Origin of the sequence: Streptomyces griseicoloratus, from assembly GCF_014534645.1 — a bacterium.
Lineage (GTDB): Bacteria > Actinomycetota > Actinomycetes > Streptomycetales > Streptomycetaceae > Streptomyces > Streptomyces griseicoloratus.
This window is the reverse complement of record NZ_JACVQF010000190.1, coordinates 123,213-142,674: the sequence shown is the minus strand read 5'-3', so window position 1 is coordinate 142,674 and position 19,462 is coordinate 123,213. Positions and strand designations below refer to the sequence as shown.

15 protein-coding genes are annotated in these 19,462 nt (G+C 69.9%); 6 read left to right on the top strand and 9 right to left on the bottom strand.

Features of this window, described 5'->3' with window-relative positions; genetic code table 11:
• The first annotated feature begins 151 nt into the window (after positions 1–151).
• Positions 152–979, top strand: a complete 828-nt coding sequence (locus H0H10_RS16685) for an SAM-dependent methyltransferase (RefSeq protein WP_188181754.1) — start codon at positions 152–154, stop codon at positions 977–979.
• A gap of 134 nt (positions 980–1,113) precedes the next feature.
• Here the strand turns inward: H0H10_RS16685 and H0H10_RS16680 are convergent, their stop codons facing one another.
• Positions 1,114–1,488: a VOC family protein gene (locus tag H0H10_RS16680; protein ID WP_188181753.1), complete on the bottom strand. Its 375-nt coding sequence runs from the start codon at positions 1,486–1,488 to the stop codon at positions 1,114–1,116.
• 715 nt (positions 1,489–2,203) lie between these two features.
• Here H0H10_RS16680 and H0H10_RS16675 point away from each other — a divergent pair.
• The 4 genes from H0H10_RS16675 (at position 2,204) to H0H10_RS16660 (ending at position 4,882) form a co-directional block, all read left to right on the top strand.
• Positions 2,204–3,244: a peptidoglycan-binding protein gene (locus H0H10_RS16675; RefSeq protein ID WP_309141818.1), complete on the top strand. Its 1,041-nt coding sequence runs from the start codon at positions 2,204–2,206 to the stop codon at positions 3,242–3,244.
• Positions 3,245–3,513: 269 nt separating this feature from the next.
• On the top strand, positions 3,514–3,864 hold the full coding sequence (locus H0H10_RS16670) for a hypothetical protein (protein ID WP_188181751.1): 351 nt from the start codon (positions 3,514–3,516) through the stop codon (positions 3,862–3,864).
• 150 nt (positions 3,865–4,014) lie between these two features.
• A complete protein-coding gene (locus H0H10_RS16665; protein ID WP_188181750.1) occupies positions 4,015–4,596 on the top strand; it encodes a L,D-transpeptidase family protein in 582 nt (193 codons plus the stop codon).
• Positions 4,597–4,744: 148 nt separating this feature from the next.
• The gene (locus tag H0H10_RS16660) at positions 4,745–4,882 is read left to right on the top strand and encodes a hypothetical protein (RefSeq protein ID WP_188181749.1); all 138 of its coding nucleotides are present in this window, start codon (positions 4,745–4,747) and stop codon (positions 4,880–4,882) included.
• 72 nt (positions 4,883–4,954) lie between these two features.
• On the opposite strand, the gene H0H10_RS16655 is transcribed toward H0H10_RS16660, so the two are convergent.
• From H0H10_RS16655 to H0H10_RS16640, 4 genes are all read right to left on the bottom strand, one after another.
• The gene (locus H0H10_RS16655; RefSeq protein ID WP_188181748.1) at positions 4,955–5,233 is read right to left on the bottom strand and encodes a hypothetical protein; all 279 of its coding nucleotides are present in this window, start codon (positions 5,231–5,233) and stop codon (positions 4,955–4,957) included.
• Entirely contained in the window at positions 5,230–5,526 is a 297-nt protein-coding gene (locus H0H10_RS16650; protein ID WP_373566847.1) for a DUF6247 family protein, read from the bottom strand. The genes H0H10_RS16655 and H0H10_RS16650 overlap by 4 nt, the downstream gene beginning before the upstream one ends.
• Positions 5,527–5,618: 92 nt before the next feature.
• Positions 5,619–5,846 carry a DUF397 domain-containing protein gene (locus tag H0H10_RS16645; RefSeq protein ID WP_188181746.1) on the bottom strand — a complete coding sequence of 76 codons (228 nt, stop codon included), beginning with the start codon at positions 5,844–5,846 and terminating at the stop codon, positions 5,619–5,621.
• The gene (locus H0H10_RS16640; protein ID WP_188181745.1) at positions 5,834–6,682 is read right to left on the bottom strand and encodes a helix-turn-helix domain-containing protein; all 849 of its coding nucleotides are present in this window, start codon (positions 6,680–6,682) and stop codon (positions 5,834–5,836) included. Before H0H10_RS16640 ends, H0H10_RS16645 begins: the two co-directional genes overlap by 13 nt.
• A gap of 213 nt (positions 6,683–6,895) precedes the next feature.
• Here H0H10_RS16640 and H0H10_RS16635 point away from each other — a divergent pair, with 213 nt between their 5' ends.
• Positions 6,896–7,528, top strand: a complete 633-nt coding sequence (locus H0H10_RS16635) for an ATP-binding protein (RefSeq protein ID WP_309141816.1) — start codon at positions 6,896–6,898, stop codon at positions 7,526–7,528.
• Positions 7,529–7,617: 89 nt separating this feature from the next.
• On the opposite strand, the gene drmB is transcribed toward H0H10_RS16635, so the two are convergent.
• Genes drmB through H0H10_RS16615 form a run of 4 tightly spaced genes read right to left on the bottom strand, consistent with a single transcriptional unit; the run spans position 7,618 to position 19,395 of the window.
• A complete protein-coding gene (gene drmB / locus H0H10_RS16630) occupies positions 7,618–9,489 on the bottom strand; it encodes an MrfA Zn-binding domain-containing protein (protein WP_188181743.1) in 1,872 nt (623 codons plus the stop codon).
• Positions 9,486–12,731: a helicase-related protein gene (locus H0H10_RS16625; protein ID WP_188181742.1), complete on the bottom strand. Its 3,246-nt coding sequence runs from the start codon at positions 12,729–12,731 to the stop codon at positions 9,486–9,488. The genes drmB and H0H10_RS16625 overlap by 4 nt, the downstream gene beginning before the upstream one ends.
• Positions 12,728–14,632, bottom strand: a complete 1,905-nt coding sequence (locus H0H10_RS16620) for a UvrD-helicase domain-containing protein (protein WP_188181741.1) — start codon at positions 14,630–14,632, stop codon at positions 12,728–12,730. The genes H0H10_RS16625 and H0H10_RS16620 overlap by 4 nt, the downstream gene beginning before the upstream one ends.
• The gene (locus tag H0H10_RS16615; protein ID WP_188181740.1) at positions 14,629–19,395 is read right to left on the bottom strand and encodes a DEAD/DEAH box helicase; all 4,767 of its coding nucleotides are present in this window, start codon (positions 19,393–19,395) and stop codon (positions 14,629–14,631) included. The genes H0H10_RS16620 and H0H10_RS16615 overlap by 4 nt, the downstream gene beginning before the upstream one ends.
• Positions 19,396–19,462: the final 67 nt, after the last annotated feature.

Below are 19,462 nucleotides of genomic sequence, written 5' to 3'. Positions count from 1 at the left end.
TCCGGCGGACGGCCCGCCCCGAGGCGGGGCGGGCCGCGGCCGACCGCACCGCCAACCACCCCTGCCCGTACGGACTTTTCATGCGGCGCGGACGACCGCGGCACTAGGTTGGTGCATTGATCAACCACGCCAACCCGTAGGAGACTCTGCCGTGTCAGACACCAACTCCCAGGTCGCCGCCAGCGCGGAGATACGGGCCCGGATCGACACCACCACGCCGCACTCGGCCCGCTTCTGGAACTACTTCGTCGGCGGCAAGGACAACTACGAGGTCGACCGGGAGATCGGGGACCAGATCAAGGAGATCTTCCCCGGCCTCGTAGACGTGGCGCTCACCAGCCGGCTCTTCCTGGGACGCGCCGTCCGCCACCTGATCCGGGAGCAGGGCATCCGCCAGTTCCTGGACATCGGCACCGGACTGCCCACCGCCGACAACACCCACGAAGTGGCCCAGCGCGTGGCCCCCGACGCCCGGATCGTGTACGTCGACAACGACCCGATCGTGCTGACCCACGCCAACGCCCTGCTCACCAGCACCCCCGAGGGCCGGACCGCCTACCTGGACGCCGACCTGTACGACCCGGACAGCGTCCTGGAAGCCGCCGCCGGCACCCTCGACTTCTCCCAGCCGATCGCCCTGATCATCCTCAACACCCTCGGCCACGTCGCCGACTACGACCAGGCCCGCGACCTGGTACGCCGCCTCATGGCGGGCCTCCCGTCGGGCAGCCACCTGGTCATCAGCGACAGCACCGCCACGAGCGAGGGCATGATCGCCGCCTCGGAGGCCTACAACGCCAGCGGCGCCACGCCGTACTACGTACGCAGCGTCGAGGAGATCGCCGGCTTCTTCGACGGGCTGGAACTGGTCGCCCCCGGCATCACCCAGGTCCCGTCCTGGCGCCCGGACCCCGACGCCCCGGCCGGCCCGTCCGCCGCCTCCGTCGACGCCTACTGCGGGGTGGGCCGCAAGCCCTGAGCCAGGGTGCGCGCCCGGCGCTTCACCGCCGGTCGCCTGGTCGGGCGCCGCGCTTCGGGCACCCGACCAGGCACATCCCGGACCGGTTACTCGGTTACCCGCTTACCCGCTTACCCGCTTACCCGGTTACCCGGTTACAGGTACGGGCGGGTGATCAGCTCGATCGCATGACCGGCGGGGTCCTTGAAGTACACCCCGCGGCCACCGTGCTCGTTGTTGATCTCACCCGGGCGTCGCATCTGCGGATCGGCCCAGTGCTCGATGCCGCGTTCACGCAGTCGCTGGTACGCCCGGTCGAACAATTCGTCGTCGACCAGGAACGCGTAGTGCTGCATCTGGATCTCCACCGGCGGCTCGGCGAACTGGAGCAGTACCCCGTCGCCGAGCTGGATGTTGGTGAACACCCCCCAGGACGGCGCCTCCGGCACTTCCAGCAACTCCCGGAAGAACCGGGCCGACTCGTCGCGATCCTTGGCGGCGATGATGGTGTGGTTGAACGTGACTGACATCCGGCTGCTGACCTCGCTGTTTGTTCGACACGGAGAAGGGACTCGCGGTGCGCGAGCACGGGGAGGTCCGCGTGCCGAACCGAGGGGGTGCGACGTCCGCACCCACCGAGCGATCAGCCCTCCACCGGCTGACCGATCTGTGCGTGGCGTAGAGCCGATCCGGTGTTCACACCGGTGACCCTACTGGATCGCACCGGCCGCGCCAACGGGTCGGCGGCCGGTCGATTGCCCAAGGGGCGAGCCGTGGACGCCGCCTACCGGTCTCGCGTCTCCTGCTTCAGGCGCGCCGCGAAAGTCATGCCCTCCTGACATGCCCTCCTGACATGCCGGAGTCCTTCCTGCGGGTGAGTGATCGGCTCCCGCGACCGCGCTGCGCAGGGCACTCGTTCGGGTGAACGCGTGCCCTGGGCACCGGGTTTCGGTGCGGCCTTACGACGAAGCGGGGGCGGCTTGGCCGCGCGGCCGACGAACGTCTGGAGGCCGCACGACGCCACGGACGCCCCGGAAGCAGACGCGCCGGATGCCCTGCCGCGCGTCGCTACGATCTGCGCCGCTGGGCCGATGCATCCGTGCCTGACGCCATGCAGGCGCCCGACGTGCTGCTATGCCCGTCATGCAGACGATGCGGATGCCTGACTGTTCCGCCTGACGATCCGGGAGAGACACGTACATGGCGCATGAGCGAGGAGGCCAGGACCGGGACCAACGGCCAGGAGTGCAGTTGGCGTGGCTGCTTCGACGCTGGTGGGAGGAGGCCGGCAGCGTGGCCGGCGGCACGCGGCCGACCCAGCAGGCACTGGCCGCGAGGCTCGGCGTCGACCAGACGACGCTCTCGCGCTATCTGAATCCGAAGCACGCGTCGACCGCTCCACCGAGAGTGGTGGAGGCCCTGCACGCCCAGTTACGTGCGCCGGAGGCCGAGCTCGAACGGGCACGGGCGCTGTGCCGGGCGGCACAGGAGGAGAACGGCCGCCAGCGCATCGCCGGAAGCGGGCCGGAGTCCGCCGCCCGACCCGATGCCGAGAACCGGACCGATGCGCCTTCCGGCGCCGACGCCGACGCCGACGCCGCTGCCGGAACGGAGGCCGTGCCGGGAACGGACGGGCGCGACGCATCGGGCGGTCGGTCCCGCTTCCGGCGGGCCCTGCCGGGGCTGGTGGTGACGGCGGTGGTCCTCTCCTTCGCCGCCGGCATGGTGGTGCACGAGCGGTTGGCCCCGGACGGCAGAGCCACGACGGCCGGTGCGGCAGGTGCGGTCCGCGCGGGGAAGGCGCCCTACGAGTGGCCACTGCTGCGGATGAAGAAGGAGGATCAGTACACGCGGGGACGTGCCCTGCAGAACCTGCTGAACGCGTGGGGCTACAAGGTCAGGGCGGACGGCTTCTTCGGCGAGGACACCCACGACGCCGTCATGGACTTCCAGCGCAAGCGTCACCTGGCGCCCGACGGCAAGGTGGGCAGGGACACGTGGCCGGAGCTGGTGAGGCCGGTCGGGCCCGGTTCCGAGGGCTTCGAGGTGCTCGCCGTGCAGCAGCTTCTGGACAACGTGGGTCAGGGCGGCACGGTGGTGTCGGGGAAGTTCACCGCGGTGACCGCGGAGGACCTGAGGTTCTTCCAGCGCACCCACCATCTGCCCGCGACCGGCCGGGCGGACACGGAGACCTGGATGGCCCTGCTGGTCCATCAGCTCCCGCCCGTCGCCGCACCGGCGTACCAGAGGTCCATGAGCCCGGTTCTTCCCTCCACGTCCGCGTGACAGCGGGGTACGTGTGGTGCGGTCCTCGGTGCCGCATGACGCGCGGCCTTCCTACATGAGGACATAACCACAGGTCAGAGCACAGTCATGAGAGGTGCATGGATGCGCCTGGGCAAGTGGTCCGGATCGGGTTCTCCCACCCGCTTCACCCGGCCATGCTGATTCCGCGACCGGAACTCCCGGACGGCCCGCCCTCGTCGGCGTGCGCCCCCTCCAGGGACCTTCCTCCGGTCCGCTTCCTGTCAGCACTGCGCCCGAAGGGGTAATCCATGTCTGCTGTCCGCAAGACCCTCACGTCCGCCGTCTCGGCCGTCATCCTCGCCGGCGGGCTGGCCGTCGGCGCCGCCGGCCCGGCGAGCGCGGCCACCTGCCCGTCCTCCGCGTCCCCGGTCATCGACGGCGCGCAGGCCAGCTGGAGCCTGCGCTGCTCGGGCGGCAATGTGACGGTCGCCGGCTGGCTCCAGGACACCCGCATGGACGGCAAGTGCGCCGTCGTCCGCATCAACGCCGGCAACGGCGCCTACCGCACGAAGTCCGCCTGCAGCTCCGGGGTCCGGGAGCAGTTCTCCTTCACCTTCGCCGGGACCAAGACGGCCCAGGTACGCCTGGCCATCGCCTGACCCGGTTCCGGGAGCGGGCAGAGGGGGGCCGCTCCCGGAACGCCCATGCGCTTGCCTTCCCGAGGCGGCACCACACGCCGACGGGATCCGATCCGTCCACACGTGCGCGGCCGAAAGGGCACTCGGTCGCGCGGAAACGAGGCACCAACGATGAGCACCAACGGAAGCGGAAGCCGTCTGCGCGGCACCGTGGCGGCGGGTGCCGCGGCGACCATCCTCACCCTGGCACCGACCGTCGCCGCCCACGGTCCGGCCGAAGCCGTGGCCGGAGCAGCGGCGCCCGCGACAACCCTGGTGTTCGACAAGAACCCGGGTGACCCGACGAACTCGAAGCTCTCCGTTTACCGGGGCAAGAAGCTCTGGGCCACTTACCGGGCCGGATCGGGCCTCGGCGTCGAGGACGACTGCGCCCGCGCCAGGGGCTGGATGCCGAACGGCAACTGGAAGATCAAGCTCAAGACCCGCACCTACAACGGCAAGGTCATCAAGGGGTACGCCGTCTACCTGCAGGACATGAAGTGCTCCAAGGGCACCGTGACCCGCACGGAGATGTTCATCCACTCCGAGATGAACCGCGACGGCAGCGCGGGCAAGCCCGAGGCCCGTCATTGGAACGACCCCGGTGACTACGAGTCCAACGGTTGCGTGAAACTGAACCCGACGGACATCAAGAAGATGTTCCGCCTCCTCGACCGCATCGGCTGGCCGACCCATTTGAGGGTGGTGTCCTGACCCGGCAGGCCGCTCAGAGCTTGGGCTCCACGGGGAACGGCAGCTTCTCCGCCCAGCCGGCCAGCGCCTCGGCCGCGATCTCGTGGGACTCGCCGCCCGCCGCGGTCTCCGTGAGAACCTGTGGTTCAAGGGAGGAGGCTTCACCACGATGGGATACGCGGCACACAACGCGCTCGCCGACGCCGACCTCAGCGTGAACACGTACAAGCTGTTCCGCAAGATGTGCGCCCTCCAGAGCCGCAAGGCGGCACGCCCGACCCATACGCGGGGGCGGGGATCGACCTGACGGTCATCGGGGGCGGCGACGACGGCCGGGACGGCGACCAGTAGTGACCTGTCGGGGATCGGCTGCCGGGGGTTACTCCGGTACGCCGTCGTCCGGGGTCACCGAAGTGATCGCGACCGTCGGCGGCGGAGGTGCCGGTGTGTAGATGTAGGCCACTGCCAACCCCGGTAGGCCGGCCGTGGGCTCGATCTTGCGTACCTCTACGCCGTCCTGGCGGCGCGGGCCGAGCAGCACTCCGAGTCGGGGGACCAGCTCCAGCTCCTGTCGTAACGCCTCCAGGGCCTGTTCCGCGCCGAGCTTCTTCGCCCGTTCGGCCGCACGCACGGTCACGGCTGCGATGACGCCGCTCATTCGCCTCCGGCCTCCCGCTTCAGTCGCGCCGCGAGGTCGATGCCTTCCTGGACGGCGATGTCGAAGTCGGGGTCCTGGTACAGACGGATTCTCCCTCGGTAATCGACGATCACCGAGGCCACGGCCTTGAGGTCGGTCTCTGTCGATGCCTCCAGCGCGCGTTGCAGATCGGCCTCGAAAGCTTCCTGATCACCCGGGAACCCGTGACCGGCGCGCAGAGCGGCTCTTATGTCGCCGATCGTCCTCAGTGGCAACGATGTGGGAACGCCGGTCTCCGCATGGGGAGTGCTCACGATCATCGGCTCCTCGGTCTCCTCTGTGCTACGTGGAGTGTCCTACAGGTCTCTGCCGAGCGCAGGGCTGTGCGTCACCGTGCCGTGGGCGCTCAGCGCGTCTCCGGCCAGCCCCGCCGCACCGCGTGAGCGAAGACACGCCATGCCGGGGTACCGACGGACGTGATCCGTTGGTCGCCGGTCTTCGAGTCACGCAGGAGGATCCGGTCACCCGCGGCCGCGCACTCGACGCATTCGCCTCCCGCGCCGTTGCTGTAGGACGACCTGAACCACGCGTGTGACGGCTCGGTGCCGCTCGGGGTGCTGTTCACCGTGTGCATTCCTTCACTGCGTTCTTGATCAGCTGGATCGAGCGGCGCGGGCTCAGGGCTGCGGCCCTCAGCTCGTCGAACGCTCGGTTGTACTCGCGGACATGAGGCTCACCCTCCAGGTACATGGCATCAGTGATGCCGTCCCGGTACACGAGGTCGGGGTCCTCGGGGTCGGGGAAGCCCAAGATCGTGAACGATCCTGTCGTCGGACAGGTGCCCGCGTCGAAAGGGAGCACTTGCAGAGTCGCACTCGACCGTTCCACGGCGTCCAACACGTGTTCCAGCTGAACTCGCATCAACTCGTGGTCGCCGATGACTCTGCGCACGGCTCCCTCGCTCACGATGAACCAGCAGTCGGGACCGTCGGGCGCGCTGAGCATCGACTGGCGCTCCAGGCGCACCCGCACGGCACGCTCGATGTCCTCCGGGGGCAGGTACGAGCCACAGGTGTGGAGTTCACGGGCGTACGGCTCGGTCTGCAGGAGGCCGGGGAGTACCTCGCACTGGTACTGGCGGAGCGTGGAGGCGTCCTGTTCGAGGCCGATGTAGATGGAGAACCACTCGGGCACCCCTGAGCTGTGTACCTGCCACCAACTGCGTGTCTTGGCCTGCCGGGCGAGTGCCTTCAGGAACTCGCGCAGCTCGTCCGAGGTGTCGTAGAAGCGGCAAAGCGCGTCGACGTCGGACGGCTGGACTCGACCACTGCCGGTCTCCATGCGGTTGACCTTGGACCCACTCCAGTCCAGCGCCTCGCCGACCTGGGCACAGGTGAGCGCGCTCTGCTCGCGGAGCTTCTTCAGCTCGATCGACAGGCGACGCCGGCGGGCTGTGGGTGATCCGGCCATATCAACCCCGTTTCGAATAGCGGGCGTTCAGTCTCGCGCCAAGAGGTGTGCTTGCCAATCACTCGGAAGTGGGATTCCCGTCGTGCACATTGCACAAAGGGATCGTCGCCCGCCACTCTGATGAAGCGCAACTCAACGTGATGTCTCATGACTGCCAGTGATCTGTGAGGCGTCCTCGGGACGAGAGGGGTTTTCGTGGGCCAGGAAGCATGCGTGAGGCGTGAGCCGTGGACTCTGGCCTTCACGGCCGAGCCGAAGGAGGTCGCGGGCCTGCGGCGGGCCATGAGGCTGCATCTGGGCATCTGGGGGTTGCACGAGGTCGTCGACCAGGCCCAGCTGTGCGTCAGCGAGCTCGCGTCCAACGTCATCACGCATGTGGGCACGGGAACCCCGGCCACACTGGCGGTCTCGATGAACGGCGTACGTCTGCGTATCGAGGTCCGTGACCCGGACACCCGCGCCCTGCCGACCTTGCTCCACGTGAACGTCGACGCGGAGGGCGGCCGGGGCATGGCCCTGGTCGACGCGCTCGCCGAACGGTGGGGCGTCGAACTCGGCCCTGACCGCAAGGTCACGTGGTGCGAGCTGGCGACGGGCCTCGCGTCGCCGAGCGGCCACGTCGAAGGCCCCGGCGTGCGGCGCGCCCAGGCTCTGCTGGAGTCGTGCACGGATACGCGGACACTCTGCGGGACAGGTGAGGGAAAGGTGGCGCGGGCCATGTCGCAGGAGTCGGTGATCACGGTCATCACGGACTTCCTGCACTGGCTCCGCGCGCACGGCTGCGACGTGGACGAGGCACTGGACCGCGCCCAGTCGCGCTACGAAGCCGAACTGGAGAGGCGTTGACCGTCGTAGGGGAGGTGACCGGTATGGAGTGGGTGCTCCGCCGGTCACATCCACCGGCTCCGTACAGGGGCGCCGACCTGCTTCGGAGGTCAGTCGACTCCAGCGCCCGCGAAGTAGCCCACGTGCGGCTCGTCCGGCGTACCGACGAGCAGGGCGCGGTCGAGCAGGATGTTGTTGTGCTCGCAGCTCGTCTCCGGCAGCATCACGCAGGCGTGGCAGGCGGCGAGGTTCGTCCCGACGGTGCCCGAGGCCTCGGCCTCCATGCAGAGCGGGTCGGAGGAGCACCACTCGGCGCGACGGACGGCCGAACGCACCGTGCGGTCGAGCAGCTCGGGTTCGCCCTGCGCCACGAGACCGCCGAGACTGCCCGCCGAGTCGCTCGTCGCCGTGTAGATGAGCACCCCGGCCATGTCGTCGGCGGCGTACAGACGTTCGCGCAGGGAGGCGGCCGGGTAACCCGCCTCAAGGCTCCACTCGTTGATCAGCACGTGGGCCAGCGTGTGCAGCAGCACCATGCGCGGGATCGCCGGGGACGGTACGGCACGACTCGGGTCGTCGGCCCGCTGCTCCAGCATCCGCTGGTGGGCGGTGCGGATGCGCTCGACCCGGGCCGCCACGGCAGGCGCCTTCTCCCAGGCATCCAGGCGGCTCTCGTCCAAGCGCAGGAAGACTCCTTCGCCCTGGACCTCCATGGCCGGCAGCCAGCGCAAGGGCTTCGCGGACAGCGGCATCTCCTTCGCATCGGTCGTCGACTCCGCGTCGACGAGGCGGGTGAACGCCTTCAGGGCCCGCACCTCGCGAAGCTTCTTCACCAGCATCGGTCCGACGATCCCGAGAGGCTGGAGCACGGTCGGATCACCGAGCGGTGTCTCGCAGACGAACTGCTCGTCACGGGACTGCTCGCTCTCGTCGTTGCCCGAGCGCAGACGCTCGTACTCCTTGTCGCGCAGGGCACGGTAGCGGTGGTCGAAGCCGGGCGCCTTGTCGTCCCCCGGGTCCTCCTCGCGTTCGGCGTCGAGCAGGGCCATGATCTCTTCGAGGGAGAGGGGCCACTCCTCGTCGCCGAAAACGGCGTCGAGATAGCCCTCGATACGCGCGGCGTCGTCGTACTTCCTCAGCTTTGCCCAGTGCTCGGCCAGCGGATCCGCACGGCCGCTGCTCCACGGCGGGATCGAGAGCGCCGACTTCAACACCGGCTGCCACACCGACGAGGAACCGCGTTGCAGGGTGCGCAGGGGGAGCCCGCACCCCGCCGGGTCCGTGGCGGAGGTGCCGAGCCATGGGCGGGCGCCCCGGCAGGTGAGGCGGAGGTCCTTCAGCGCGTTCCTGCGGAAGGAGCCCTCCATCGAGACCTCGGGCACCTGACCGCAGGTGCAGGAGACGACGATGGAGCGGAGCGAGGAGGTGCGCCCGGTCGTGCGCATCCTCAGCTTGCCGCCGCACTTCTCGAACCTCGTGGAATCACGGTCGGGCGAGCGGTGCACCCACTGCCAGTAGGGGAACTCGTCGAGGTGCCCCGCCTGGCAGGCGACGACGAAACGGGAGGGGACGAGGTCCACCTCGCACGTGCCGCAGACGCTTCGACCGGCCGGCGGAGAGAAGTCGCGGTGGGGCTGCAGGTCGTTGCACTCCGGGCACGAGTGCATCAAGGGGAAGCGGCGGACCCGAAGGCCGTCCTTGCTGTTGTCGTCGGACGCCGGTGGCGACCGGAAGAAGTCGACGTCCAGCAGCCGGGCCAGTCGCCGCTCGTGGACGACGGGTGACTCGTCCCTGCGCCAGCTGCGGTCGGCCTCGTCCAGGCCCGACACGACGAAGGACTCGTGGTCGACGGCGACGAGTGACCCGACGCCGTACGTGCTGATCGCCTGGGCCCGGCGGACCGTGCCGAGGCGGGGCAGGTTGTGGGCCGGGGCGGTGCCGTTCGCCGCGGTCCGACGGCGGCGGGCGGGGGGCGGGGTCATCGGTTTCCCTCCATGAACAGGGCGGACTCGGCGTCGACGTCGCGCAGGCTCCACAGGGTGGGCCAGGCCTCGCGGTCCTCGGACTCGTCGTCGTACGACTTCAGGATCGAAGGGGCACGGTTGCCCCGCTTCGGCTCGAAGAGCAGCGCGCCGTGGATGTCGGCCTCCCGGCACCACCAGTCGACGAACTCGTCGAAACCCTGCTCCACGGCCTCTGCCTCCGAGGGAGTGACCGCGCGGACGCGGTCCAGGAGGAGGTCCCTGATGTCTTCCCGAAGGATGTGCTCGTACGACTCGACCTGACCGGCGCCCTCGTTCGGGCGGGCGGCCGGGATCAGGATGCGGGCGAGCGCGACGGTCACCGCGTGCAGTCCTCGTTCACGCGCGCGGGCGGAGAACGGGGTGACGGAGGTGGACTCGACCTCCCGGTAGAGGGACGAGTGGTAGTGCTGGAAGTTCTCGTAGTGCGAGCGGTCCCGGGCCCGAGCCGAGTTGAGCATGACGGTGACCAGGCCGGGATGGGCACGGCCGACGCGGCTGGTGGCCTGGATGTACTCGGCGGTCGTCTGCGGTTGACCCATCACGGCCATCAACCCGAGCCGGTCCACGTCCACGCCCACCGCGATCATGTTCGTCGCGAGGAGGACGTCCACGGTGTCCTCGTCCGGGAGCCTCTTCTCGATGCCCTTGAGGCGTGTGGGGATCTCGCTGGCGTCGATCCGGCTGGTCAGCTCCGAGTAGTTGGCCACCGAGCGCACGGCCACGCCCTCGCGGTCGGCGAGCAGCTCGAGATAGGCCACCACGTCGTCGTGGACCTGGAGTTCGGCCGCCGAGAGCAGCCGCAGGCTGTTGAAGTAACCGATGAGGCTCCAGTACGCGTCGCGCACCTTGTCGTCGGTGTCCGCGTGCAGGGCCCGGTGCAGCAACGTGGCGTACGTGCGGATCAACAGCGTGGACTGACTGGTGCCGGGAGCCAGGAGGCCGACGTAGCGGCGGCTCGCCTTCTCCTCCCGCGGGGTCTCCACGGCGAACCACGAGTCGCGGGAGTCCAGGCCGGCGGGCGGGAACTGCCGCACATCGCGGGCGAAGAGGTGGCGGCCCTGGTCGGCGGCGCGGCGGATGGTCGCCGTGGAGGCGATCACCTTGGGCCGGTCGGCGAGCGCGTCGACAGCGGTCTCGTAGAGGCCGGTGAGGGTGCCGAGGGGACCGGAGATCAGGTGGAGCTCGTCCTGGACGATCAGCTCCGGGGGAGGAGTGCCGTCGGTCGGGTCGTCCCGGTTGAACAGCGCGGAGGTCGCCGGACGCCACGGCATCGAGGCGAACTTGTCGACGGTGGCGATCACCAGCGTGGGACGCGCGTCGTACACCGCCTCGTCGATCAGGTGGACGGGCAGGCCGCCGGCGAAGTCGCAGTCCGCGCCGGGGCAGCGGACGTGCATCCGCTTGGCGTCCTCGTCGACCTCGTAGTCCCGGGCGTCGAGCCGGGTCCCGCACCAGGGGCAGGCGTGCAGCTGGACGGGGTTCTCGGTGGCGAGACGCTTGTCGAGGTCGGCCCGCAGCTCGTCGAGCCTGCCCGCGGCCTCGGCCAGCGTGTTCGGGGTGGCCGAGCGTCCCACCCACATGCCGACGGAGAACGGCTCGTCGCCCAGCTCGGGCGTGTGGGGCCGCATGTGCTCCATGGCACAGAGCAGGATCGCGGCACGTTCGAACTGCTGCAGGGTGAGCAGCCGCAGTGTGTAGCGCATGAGGACGGTGACACCGCCGCCGTTCGCGCCCTTGCGGATGCGGCGCAGAAAGGACGTCAGGGCGATCAGTCCGAGGTAGGCCTCGGTCTTGCCACCACCGGTGGGGAACCAGAGCAGGTCGGAGATCTTCCGGTCGTCGTGCTCGGGGTCGTCGATGCCGGCCATGCAGAGCAGCAGGAAAGCGATCTGGAAGGGGCGCCAGCGGCCGGCGGACGGATCGGGGCTGCCGACGCGTCCGCCCTTCACCCAGGCGCTGCGGGCGCGCTGGTCGGCCATGGCACGGTTGGCGAGCCGGAACGCCCGCATCAGGTCGGGTTTGGTCCGCAGCAGCTCGATGCCCTCGCGGATTCGGCCGAGCGCCTCGCGACAGGCGTCGACCTGGTCCCTCGCGGGCTGCTCGTGGGGGCCGCCCGCCAGAGCGTCGGCCTCGGCCGACTTGCGCGCGATCCAGTCCTCGTAGCCCGTGGCCAGTGCCTCCAGGGCGGCCAGCACCTCGGCATCGGGCTTCTCGGCCAGGCCCAGCATCGACAGCGACGAGCTGTCGATCTCCGGGTTGGAGTCGGTCAGCAGCACCTCCACGCTGGGCACGAACTCGCTGCGCACCTCGGGGACGGCGGCCTTGCGGGTGTCGGTCATGCCGATCGGCGACGGGACCCAGTCCCAGGCGGCGGCACAGCCGTGGCCGATGGCGAAGGTCGGGGCATGGCGGTGCAGCAGCCGGCTGGTGGCGATCTCCGGGTCGTGCGCGGAGACCGGGGCGGGGCGCTCGACGAAAGCGCTGGAGCCGTCGGCGGCCCAGACCACCAGGCCGCACTGGAAGAGGGCGAAAGCGTCCTGGAGGTCCCGCTCACCGACCTTCTGCCGGTTGATCAGCGTGACCGTGACGGTGACCGTGCCGCTGACAGGGTCGGGGCGGCGGACGATGACGTGCAGGCCGACCTTGTCCGGTACCAGCTCGATCAGCTCGCCCGGGGTCGGAGCGGTCACGTCGACGGTCTTCTCGGGGAGCTGAAGCTCCTTGCGTCGCCAACGTTCGCGCTGCTCCGCGACGGTGCGGGCCTCGGCGCGACGGGCGGGGACCGGGTTGCCGTCCGCGTCGGTGGGCTCGTAGACCGCCGCGCGCGTCGAGATCACGATCTCAGCGCTTGTGGCCGGGTCGACCGCGAAGGTCAGGCCCATGGAGGACGGGCGCCTGTCGCCCGAGACACCCGCTTCCTGAGCGGCGCCGGACTCCTCGGCGTCCTCCCGGGCGAGGATGGGCGCCGCGTCCAGGCCGTCCTGCTCAGCGGCGTTCTCGGCCCTGCGCTCCCGCGAGGCACGGGGGTACAGCACGCCCGTCAGATAGCGGTCGATCGGCGCGTCCTGGGCGAGGACCTCGTCCCGGTCCTCCGGTGCCGCTTCCTCGGCGGGGCCGAAGAGTTCCCTGCGCAGTCCCACGAGGAGTTCCTCGTCCCGCACCCGGTAGTGCTCGGAGTGCCGACCTGTCACGTGCGTCATGCGCCCTGCTCCTCTTCGTTGTCAGCCCGTCGGAACATGCCGATGCCGGTGATCCGCGGCACGGTCCAGATGCCTCGGTCGCCCAGGCCGGCGTTGGCGCCGGCCGCGACGCTGCCCGTCACCGTCTCCAAGGTGTCGATCCGCAGGCCGCGGATCTCGTCGGGCCACCACGGGTCCCAGGTCCGGTTCACCTTCTGCACCCGGAACAGTTCCTGCCGGAACCGCTCCGAGGCCTCGCCTATCTCCCGCCCCCGGTGCAGCAGGGCGTACGGCGGGCTCTGGGCCTCGCCCGCCGGAAGATCGTGCCGCTTGCGCAGCAGCACTTCCTGGCCGGGACCGACCTCGTGCAGGAGGTAGGTCTGGGTCGCCGTGGCGTCCGTCGCGTGCCCGGGCGGGTTGTCCCGGCACACGTCGCCGGCCTCGGCGACCACGCCGAACCTGTCGTACGACCGCCACCCGCCGACGAACCGCCGCCCGTTCTTGCGGGTCCCCGCCCTTTTGATGATCGGCACCTCGGGCGAGCGGACGTGGTAGAGGTCCTGTCGTGCTCGGGTCATCGCCACGTACAGGGCACGGGCCTCAGCGGGAAGGTCCGCCTCGGTGCCGTACTGCTTGTGGAGTTCGGCCACGGTCGGCGGGGTCAGGACGATCACCCGGTCGAATTCAAGACCCTTGGCCCGGTGAACGGTGGAGACGACGATCCGCGCGGTCTCCGGGTCGGCCGCCTCGTCGGGGAAACGACCGTCGGCGACCAGGCGGCGGAGCCGGTCCAGATCGAGGGCGCTGCGCCCCGGCGAACGGGTCGCGCGTCGCAGCACCGTCCACAAGGCACCCGCGTTCGGTTTGTGGGCCAGCGGGATCTGCTCCAGCAGCGAGCGGAACCGGTCCTCGGGCAGCCCCGCGGCCTCGGTACGGCGCAGCAGCTCGGCCACCCAGTGGGGCACCGGCCGCTCCTCCAGAGGGCGACGCAGCCGGTGCTCGATGCCGTTCTCGTGGAGGAGCCGGGAGACCACCAGGGCCTGGCGGTTGTCGCGGGTGAGGACGGCGCAGCTGTCGTCGAGGTCCCGCAGGCCCTGCAGCGTGTACTCGTCGGTGAGGTCGGCCAGGGTGTTCACCGGGTCCACGAGGAGGTCGCGCAGTTCCTCGTAGAGCGTGGCGGCATCGTCCGCGTCCCGGACCCGCTGGAGCCGAGGGCCGTACGACAGCGCGACGCGTGACTCCGGGGTGACGGCCCGGAAGTTCTCGGTGAGGTGCAGTTCCACCAGGTCGTCGGGGTACGAGCTGCGCAGCCACTCGAAGAACCGGCCGGTCTCGTCGTTGCGTTCGGCCGGGTCCTCGATCTGGAAGCCGTATACGGACTGGGCGGCGTCACCGACCACGGTGAATCCGCAGCTGTCCTGGTAGCGGTCGAGCAGGGCCTCCACCAGTTCCCGGCGGTCGCCCAGCAGATCCTGCACCTCGTCGATCACCACGTGGGACGGCGGAACCGAGTCACCGGACTCCAGCGCGCCCTCCTCGACGGCTTCCGTGGCGGCCCTGATCCGCTCGTCGAAGGACGTCGTGGCCCAGTCCCGGTCCGGGTATGCCTGGGCGAGCACGCCGTACGCCCAGGCGTCGAAGGTCTGGGCGCGCACCCGGCGGGCCCGGTCCCCGTGCCGGGTGATGCGCTCACGCAACTCCCGGGCGGCCGCCCGGGAGAAGGTGAGCACCAGGATGTCGGCCGCGTCCAGCGACTCCTCCGGATCCTCGTGCCCGCACAGGGCGTCGAGCCGACGCACCAGTGTGTGCGTCTTGCCCGCGCCGGCCCCGGCGGTGACCAGGACCCGCGCGTCCCAGGGCTGCTCGACGACGGCCCGCTGCTCGGCGGTGAGCGGCGGACTGTCGAGGTAGACGTCGGTCACGTACGGCTCCAGAGGTGCTCGAACTGGGTGAAGGCCAGCTTGGTCTCGAAGTTGGCGATGTTGTCGTCGACGTTGAGGATCAGACAGGTGTCCTTGCCGCCGTTCTTGGGGCCGCGCAGGCCGCGACCGATCATCTGCTGGTACACGTTGGTGCTGTAGACCGGGCGTGCCACCACCACGACCCGAGTGGCGGGCGCGTCGAACCCCTGGGTGAGAACGCCGTAGTTGGTGAGCACACGGATACGGCCGTTCCTGAAATTCTCGATCCGCGTCCGACGGTCCTGCGCACTGGTCGTCGAGTCCACGGCGGCGGCCGGGACGTTTCGGTCGTTGAGCATGGCCGCCAGGTACTTGGCGTGGTCGACGGAGGTGGCGAAGAGCAGCGTTGGCCAGTCCGACGGCAGGTCGGCCACCGAGTCGACGATGCGCATGCTCCGCTCGTGGTCGTCGGCGAGCCGCTGCTCGGCGGCCCGGGATAGCATCGCCATGCGTTCGGCGTGGGTCTTCTCGTCCTGGCTCAGTTCGATCCGACCACCCGTGAGCGTGCGGTGCTCGACCTGGGCGAGCATGCCCCACTCCTGCAGGTCGCGGTACGGGTCGCCGGAGGGGAACACGCCCTCGTCGAGCCGCCGGTTGCCGAAGCGGGTGACCAGTCGGCGGGTCTCGTTCTCGTTGGTGTTGCGGAACGGGGTGGCGGTGAGACCGAGCAGGTGCCGACGCGTCTCGTACTGGGTCAGGCCCATCAGGCCGAGGATCTCCGTATACCGCTTGGAGATCGCGGTGTGCGCCTCGTCCACGATCACCAGGGCGGGCTCACGCAGCCACGCGTACTGGTCGGTGCCCAGGCACCGCTCCAGTTTCGCATCCGTCGCGACGACCAGGTGGGGGTGGTCGACGACGTTGCCGACCTCGTTGTTGCTCCACAGCCGGCTGATGGTCAGCGGTCGCTCTGCGCCGACCTTGCTCCAGACGAACTTCCAGCTCTGCACCGCCTGTTCGCACAGTTCTTCGGTCTGCGCGATCCACAGCAGGGGGCCCTTGAGGTCGCCGACCCGCTTCACCCAGCGGATCACTGCCTCGGCGGTGACCCGTGTCTTGCCGGCGCCCGTGGGCAGCGACAGCATGCCGCGCTGCGGGGCGAGCCGGTCGAGCAGGGTGGAGATGTTGCGGACCAGGTCCTCCTGGTAGTCGTGGAGCCTGGGGAAGTCCCGGGGCCCCTCGATCGTCTCGAAGGCAGGTGGCGAGGGAGTCCTGGAGCCGGCGAACGTCACGGGCAGGCGCAGGTCGGAGACGAAGGCGATGGCGGCCGAGGAACCCCCGTACCCCACCGGGGCGTTGGGGAAGCGTGCCTGGATGTCCCGGGCGTGCTGCTGGAGCACCCCGTCACCGTGTGCGTTGAACGCCATCTGCGCGATGCGGCGCCCGGACGGCTCCACGCCGCCGGTCGCCTGCAGCTCGGCGTCCATCAGCCCTTCGGGCAGGCCGGCCCGCAGCGCCTCGGCGCCGATCAGCAGTTCGAGCTTGTCCACGACGTCCTCGGCATCCCGCACGGCCTTCTGTGCCGCCTTCAGGGCGCTGTCCTTGGCCATGCGGTCCTGGTGCTCCAACACCGCGCGGCAGCCGGCCGCCCCCAGGCCGAGTCCGAGTTCGCGGTCGATGAGCCGCAGCATGGGCTCGGGCTCCCGCGGCATGCGGATCTTGACCGTGTCGTCCTGGCGCACGGAGTCCAGGGGAGAGGCGTGCGTGCCGTTGGGGGTACGCGTGACCTCCTCCAGCTCCGTGCACCGCTGCACCTTGCTGTTCCGGTTGCCGCTGTTCAGGCGCTGTCGCAGGGCGGGGAACAGCTCGACGAGGAGAACGGGGTCGCCCTCGGGCACCTCGCGGGTCTCCCTGCTGATGACGTCGGCGTAGCGGAGCATGCCCCACTTCTCGACCATCAGCTCGGCGTCCTCGGCGGTCGGCACGAGCAGCGCGGGAAGCTGCTCGGCACGCAGGGCCCGGTACTCGGCGGTGCCGACGGCGAGGGTGATCTCGTCGTCGGGGCGGGTGCCCCAGGTGTCACCGATCCGGCAGCGGGTGAGGGAGTCCTCGGGGAAGTCCGCCCCGAACCTGGTCAGCATCACGTAGGTGGTGCCGACGAAGGAGTCGTCCTCACTGCGGGACACCTCGTCGAGGAGCGCGTCCCAGCGGTCGGCGGGAACCTCGTCGACGGTGATGGGCAGCCGGAGCTTGCGGGCCTTCTCCGGGGAGATGTCGGCGACCGGCAGCACATCGCGGTATGCGGCGAGCTGGGGGCCGACGGCCTCCGTCAGCGGCTTGATCCCCTGGGAGGTGACGACCCTGCCGTATTTGCGCAGCATCCAACGGATCGGAGACATCACCGCCTGCCGAGTGCCGGTCTGGGCGCCGAACTGACGCGTCCAGTTGTCCACCACGGCGTCGTCGGGCAGCGCCTTCAGGAAGGCGGCACGGGACTCCTCGGACAGGGCGCGGAAGAGATGAAGGGGGCCACCGATCGCGGCGCCCTCGACCTTCATCCGGTCCAACTTCGGGCGCGGGGCGCCGCTGTCCAGGTTGCGCAGCGCCGCCGCGTGCACGGCGGCTCGGTACTCCTCGAACCAACCCTCGCCCGCCTGCGGTTGCACGCCGCCGGCCGGCCGCTCCCGCAGGCCGATCTGGGAGAAGAAGGACACGTCGTCGGAGTGGAACGTCATGTCGACGGCGACGTTCGGATCGCGCTCGCCGTCGACCACGGCACCGGGCAGCATGCAGTCGGCGACGGGCCGGAAGCGCTTGTCGGCCGTCCGTACCCGGAGCGTCGTGCGCGGGTCGGGCACGCGCTCCAGGACCTTGTGGGCCAGCCGACGGACGCCGGCCTGACGGAACAGTTCCCAGAAGCGCTCCCAGTCCGACTCTCCGTAGTGGTCGAAGCCCTGGTCGAGGACGCTGATGAACCGCCCTTCGACGTCGGCCTCGCGGATACCGAGGACGTTGAGCGCGTGTGCCAACGACGGGTCCTGGGCGAGCTCGTCGACGACGTACACCGTGGACCCGCGCAGCCCGTCCTGGTGCTCGGCCCGCCGGAACACCTTGCCGTGGACCGGGGCGACGAGTCCGTGCTCCTCGGTCAGCACGACGCGGGCCCTGCGAGCTTCGTCGGCGAAGGGGGAGCCCTTCTCGATCATGTCGGCCAGGATGCGGACGGCGACCGCCGACGCCTCGGCGGTGCCGTTCGCGACGAGCGCCTCCAGCCAGTCGCGGACACCGGCCCGCTCATGTCCGGCGGCGCCGAGGATGTGCTCGACCTTGCCGGAGCGCAGGGTGTCGGCCTCGGCGCTCGGATGGAGCCAGTCCGAGGGGCGTCCGGGGCACTCGTGCCACATCCGAAGCCATCGCGTCAGCTGCTTCTGGTCCCTGTCCAGCCTGGGGTGGACGCGGAGTTGCTTGGGGGCGCGCAGGACACCGTCCTGGTCCGGCAGCGAGGCGCACGTGGCGGTGCGGGCCCAGATCTCGCGGGTCAGGAACTCGTCGGCCCAGCTGATCGACTCCTTGACACGGCCGGGCAGCAGGGGGAGGTAGGCGGCCGGGTCCTCGGCCGGGGCCAGCCCGGGGAGGGAGTCGACGACCAGCTGCGCCGATACCTTGATCATTTCCTGGTTGAACGGGGAGGAGTCGAGCAGGTTCTGTCGGTCCTCGTTGGTCTTCCACGCTCCGTTGAGGATGCCGCTCAGCGACATCTCGTACTTGGTGGGGAAGAACGACCAGAACTTGCCGCGACCGCGAGAGCGAGGGCTGATGTACAGGCCGCTCTCGGCGTCCCGTTCCAGCGCGGGGACGGCCCAGGACAGGTCGAGCGCGACCCGGTCGTGCAGCTCTCCGGCGTCCGCGCGGGCCGCGGGGCCCGGCTCGTGCGTGGTGGTGAACACGCGCCACCGCTCCGTGGAGAGCGCCTTCCCCGTGCGCTCCTCGGTCACGGTGTGCAGGTCACCGGACTGCTGGGCGGTCAGCGTCCGGCGCGCCATGGGCCGGGGGCGGTGGTCCTCCAGTACGACCTTGGCGACGTGCGGCGAGAAGAGCTGGAACCCGACCGGGAACTCCTCGCGGGGCTCACCGTGGTCCTTGCCGCGGTTGCCGTGCATGTCCTTGCCCAGCCGGTCGTCGGCCTTCGGGAGCAGCGGAAGCCGGACGACCGTGGTCGCCCAGGTCAACAGCTTGTCCAGGACAGGGTCGGTGGCGCGTTCGGCCGGCGTGTCGAGCGGACGGGCCATCCGCAGGACGGGGGCGTCGAACTCCGGCCCGTAGCGCTCCGTCACACCGGGCACGGACTTGATCTCCGCGTAGGACCAGGCGCGGTCGAATCCGAAACTCCCGGTGCGACTGAAGAATTCAGGAGCGTCGGTCACCACGAGGACCGACTTCACCCCGACGCCGAACCGCCCGATCTGCCCGCCGCGCTTCTTGGACATACTCATCCGAAGGATGGTCTCCGCCCCTTCCGGGGTGACCGGACTTCCCTCGTTGGCGCAGTACAGGTGGGTCTCCGTGAGGACCACATGGACGCGTCCGCCGGGCTCGTTCGCGATTTCGTCGGCCGCGTTCTGCACGAGCTCGAAAAGCTGGCGGTCGCCGTAACCACCCTGCGTGATACGACGTTCGCCATTGGCATGCTCGGCGACGAGGCCGGGATCCACCGCGTATGTCTGCAGAACGCGGAAGGATTGTTCGAGGACGGTTTCGATCACCGCTGAGGACGAGGACGACACGTTGCAGCGCTCCTGATGTCGAAAGTGGGTGAAAGTCTGGATGACGGGCCGGCTCGCCGGCTGGGTA

Excerpts from the sequence above, each read along its gene's own strand:
- H0H10_RS16680 (WP_188181753.1), bottom strand. The coding sequence starts at position 1,488 with ATGTCAGTCACGTTCAACCACACCATCATCGCCGCCAAGGATCGCGAC.
- H0H10_RS16670 (WP_188181751.1), top strand. The coding sequence starts at position 3,514 with ATGTCTGCTGTCCGCAAGACCCTCACGTCCGCCGTCTCGGCCGTCATC.
- H0H10_RS16665 (WP_188181750.1), top strand. The coding sequence starts at position 4,015 with ATGAGCACCAACGGAAGCGGAAGCCGTCTGCGCGGCACCGTGGCGGCG.
- H0H10_RS16660 (WP_188181749.1), top strand. The coding sequence starts at position 4,745 with ATGGGATACGCGGCACACAACGCGCTCGCCGACGCCGACCTCAGCGTG.
- H0H10_RS16655 (WP_188181748.1), bottom strand. The coding sequence starts at position 5,233 with ATGAGCGGCGTCATCGCAGCCGTGACCGTGCGTGCGGCCGAACGGGCG.
- H0H10_RS16645 (WP_188181746.1), bottom strand. The coding sequence starts at position 5,846 with ATGCACACGGTGAACAGCACCCCGAGCGGCACCGAGCCGTCACACGCG.
- H0H10_RS16640 (WP_188181745.1), bottom strand. The coding sequence starts at position 6,682 with ATGGCCGGATCACCCACAGCCCGCCGGCGTCGCCTGTCGATCGAGCTG.
- drmB (WP_188181743.1), bottom strand. The coding sequence starts at position 9,489 with ATGACCCCGCCCCCCGCCCGCCGCCGTCGGACCGCGGCGAACGGCACC.
- H0H10_RS16625 (WP_188181742.1), bottom strand. The coding sequence starts at position 12,731 with ATGACGCACGTGACAGGTCGGCACTCCGAGCACTACCGGGTGCGGGAC.